Below are 2,256 nucleotides of genomic sequence, written 5' to 3' on the forward strand. Positions count from 1 at the left end.
AACACAACCCGCTACGGGGGAGACTTACCCGAAATCTGATTTATTCAACAAAGCCTAATTTATGCCACTGGGCCGTGCCATCGGCATTCAATACTTGTTCATTGTATTTTTTTGCGACATGATCTTTGAACCTTTCAATAAGCTCTTTATTTTTTTCTTTTATATCAGCTTCTTTGACAGCTCGCTCAATACCCTCAAGAACCCAATGTTGGGTTTCATCTTCACCATTATTAAGCCATGACCAGAATTCTTTACCTGCATACACATGTACTTTATCACGAATATCAATTACATTGTGATTGGCACCTGTGTTAATACCTCGTAAGATTCTATACTTATCAGTTAATCCATTACTGTTTCCATAAAAAACACCAACTACGATATTATCAGCTACGCGCGGATAATCATTTATTATCTCGTTGAATGCCTTATTAAGTTGAACAGCCATTGTTAATTGAATAGTCCATTTGCCTGCTTTCAGAGATAAAAGCTCAATTCTGCCATCATCCCTTTTAATTACATGATCTATTTCATCAAAGCAAGAGTGTATAAATGGTTCATTTGCGGCTCTATAGCTTTTATCTAACTTATGTGCTCCAAATACCCTAGGCAGTATTTTTTCATCAATCAATTTTCCAAAACCAGTGTCATGTCCAGTCATTAAATGCTTGGCAATTATTGCCTCAACAAGCTCATCAAAATTATCAAGAGAGTGATAATCAAAAATGAATGGTGTCATGAAAGGATTTATAGACATCGTTTCAGACATTAACTTTGTTAATTTACTTTGTCTTTCCAAAATCCACCATGCAGCACACTCCTGCACTTTAAGTATAACCTCTTGTTTATCCATGCTTTATAATTCCTTCAACTAATTTCTTTAATAAAATCAATCGTTGTTTTTTATCTACTTGATTAAGTATTAAAATAACTTCAGCCAAATCGTCTTCTGGAGTATAAAAATATGAGACAGGAACGTTTAGTGAATCTGCGATTTTTTTTGTAAGTGAAAAATCTGGTACATGTTTACCTTTCTCATATTGATTCATACGAGCACTAGCAGAGCTCTCATCAATACCAATAAGTATTCCCAACTGCTCTTGAGTTAACCCAGCGCTTAGCCGAGCTTTTTTTAACCTAATTGGAAGCATCGAAAATCCTCTTTTAGGAGGTAGGTTTGCACTTTTCAGACAGATAGTTACTAAGGAATGCTTAGTTTTCAGGAAGAAAGTTATTACTTAATTAGTTGTTAAATAAGCGTTAAAAAGGTCCCCATATCGTCGTAGATGAAGGTAAATTTCTATCTACACAAATGCTTAATTAATATTCTCTGGGGGGTATATACAAATTCAAAAGCAGATATATGCTTTTCTTTAGTTGGTCTAGCAAAATCATCGCCTGCCGACTAAGTGGAACAATCTGCTCTTCTTTCATCTTCATGCCACGATACCAGTAACGCCCACCTTAATTTATTCTCGTCGTGCCGGTATGCGCCAAAGAGATTTATCGAAGCCGAATTCATCCAAACGAGCGAAACGTAACTCACTGAAACGCACAAAAGCTAGTAAGGAAAACTCGGTCATGATATGCAGCATGATTAGCAAGAAACTCAGGGAAACAACTAGGAGGTAAAGCTGGATAGTATCGAGCTTTGGTTATCGATAACGCACAGTCCATGTCACTGGCTGGATTAGAGTCTATGTAATCGTTCTGTGCGGCGTAACAAATCATGACCGTGATACGTTGTTACAAGCACGAGCAACGTAGTGTTTACCACTGGCATAAACTTTTTTAATTAGTGCTAACAAATGACAGGGGTTGGTTGACTTACTCAGATGGTCTTGGAAGTACTAATGGTGCCGAAGGCCGGACTCGAACCGGCACGTATTTCTACGGTTGATTTTGAATCAACTGCGTCTACCGATTTCGCCACTCCGGCACGGAAAGGTATGCGGAAAACGTTGTGGATTATACCTGTCACGCGCCACCATGCAAGCGCCAGTCACCTACTCCCCCACCAAGTGTCTAAAAAACCGTCGCATCCCCCACAAAACCCTTAACCGCCGCTAACTCTGCCCTCAGCCAACGCTTTTTCCTGGAATCCGCCTCGCAAAAAAATGCAACGTGACCGGGTCGGTTTACATTTGCCCTCGTTTGATATGAGATCACGTTACTGAATCTCGTAACAACGGCCATTGTGCGGCTTTGTTGAATAAATCAGATTTCGGGTAAGTCTCCCCCGTAGCGGGTTGTGTT

Annotated in this window: 2 protein-coding genes, 1 tRNA gene and 1 pseudogene; all 4 read right to left on the reverse strand. The window is 39.5% G+C overall.

Going from position 1 to position 2,256, the window contains the following annotated elements:
* Positions 1-40: 40 nt before the first annotated feature.
* Entirely contained in the window at positions 41-769 is a 729-nt protein-coding gene (locus tag V6940_RS22630; RefSeq protein ID WP_333497410.1) for a PmeII family type II restriction endonuclease, read from the reverse strand.
* Positions 770-845: 76 nt separating this feature from the next.
* Positions 846-1,151, reverse strand: a complete 306-nt coding sequence (locus V6940_RS22635) for a helix-turn-helix domain-containing protein (protein WP_333497409.1) — start codon at positions 1,149-1,151, stop codon at positions 846-848.
* 217 nt (positions 1,152-1,368) lie between these two features.
* Positions 1,369-1,811: pseudogene (locus V6940_RS22640) on the reverse strand (tyrosine-type recombinase/integrase); the annotation flags it as partial.
* 43 nt (positions 1,812-1,854) lie between these two features.
* A tRNA-Leu gene (locus V6940_RS22645) sits at positions 1,855-1,939 on the reverse strand.
* Positions 1,940-2,256: the final 317 nt, after the last annotated feature.

The organism is Kluyvera sp. CHPC 1.251 (assembly GCF_036759945.1).
GTDB classification, from domain to species: Bacteria; Pseudomonadota; Gammaproteobacteria; order Enterobacterales; family Enterobacteriaceae; genus Kluyvera; species Kluyvera sichuanensis.

Bases quoted from the DNA above. Each gene is read 5' to 3' on its own strand.
- V6940_RS22635 (WP_333497409.1), bottom strand. From the start codon at position 1,151: ATGCTTCCAATTAGGTTAAAAAAAGCTCGGCTAAGCGCTGGGTTAACT.
- V6940_RS22630 (WP_333497410.1), bottom strand. From the start codon at position 769: ATGTCTGAAACGATGTCTATAAATCCTTTCATGACACCATTCATTTTT.